The 1,113-nt window shown below is 60.2% G+C and carries 1 protein-coding gene; it reads left to right on the forward strand.

Translation table 11 applies throughout. The features are described 5' to 3' along the window. The first annotated feature begins 55 nt into the window (after positions 1–55). On the forward strand, positions 56–1,084 hold the full coding sequence (locus ACODSV_RS36280; protein WP_019818564.1) for an IS30 family transposase: 1,029 nt from the start codon (positions 56–58) through the stop codon (positions 1,082–1,084). The last annotated feature ends 29 nt before the right edge of the window (positions 1,085–1,113 follow it).

Consider the following 1,113-nt stretch of genomic DNA (forward strand, 5'->3'; position numbering starts at 1 on the left):
GGCGGCCGCGAAAACTGAGTGCAACACCTGACCTTTCCGGTACGGTGCTGCCCCTATGTCCTATTCCGAACTCAGCGTCGAAGAGCGCGCCATCATTCAACTCAGTCAAGCTCAAGGCTTCAGCCTGCGCGGCATTGCTCGCCTGATTGACAGGTCGCCCTCGACCATCAGCCGAGAGCTGAAGCGCAATCGAGGCAGTAGTGGTGCTTACTCGGCCCGCTGCGCCCAGCAACAGATGAACATTCGGCGCCAGGTTTGTCGCCCCAAGCGCAAGCTTGTGCCGGGCAGCGAGCGCTTCGAACTGGTGGCCCACATGCTGCGTAAGCGTTTGTCTCCCGAGCAGATTGCCGGCAAGCTGCGCAGCATGACCATACCCAACCTCAGAGATGCCTACGTCTGTCGTGAGACGATCTATAACGCGATCTATGCCTTGCCGGTCGGCGAGTTGCGCAAGGAGCTGATCGTCTGCCTGCGCCAAGGCAAGACGACGCGCCGGCCGCGCTCTGGTGGCGTGGATCGGCGCGGCCAGATCCCTGAGATGGTCAGCATTCATGTTCGCCCGCCAGAGATCGAAGACCGGCTGATGCCGGGGCATTGGGAGGGCGACCTGATCAAGGGTAAGGCCAACGCCTCGTCGGTAGGCACGTTGGTGGAGCGCACCAGTGGCTACCTGATGCTGATGAAGATGAACGACGCAACGGCGACCTCGGCGATGGAGGGCTTCAGTGCAGCGCTCAACAGCATGCCGCTGGCGATGCGCAAGAGCATGACCTACGACCAGGGCCGGGAGATGGCGCGGCATGCTGAAATCACCCAGCAGACAGGGGTCGCTATTTACTTCTGCGACCCGCACAGCCCCTGGCAGCGCGGTAGCAACGAAAACATCAACGGCCTGATCCGCCAGTACCTGCCCAAGGGGACTGACTTGTCGGTACACAGTCAAGAGCAATTGAATGCCATCGCCTTGGAGCTGAATATGCGCCCCCGTAAACGCTTCGATTTCAAGTGCCCGATCGAAGTCATGGGCGAGGTGATGCAGGAAGCCATGGCTATGCGGCATCATGCTCCAGCTTCAAATCAATAACCGTGTTGCACTCAGCTTCTGCAACCGCC

The sequence above is a fragment of the Pseudomonas sp. FG86 genome, from assembly GCF_057808775.1.

Excerpts from the sequence above, each read along its gene's own strand:
- ACODSV_RS36280 (WP_019818564.1), top strand. The coding sequence starts at position 56 with ATGTCCTATTCCGAACTCAGCGTCGAAGAGCGCGCCATCATTCAACTC.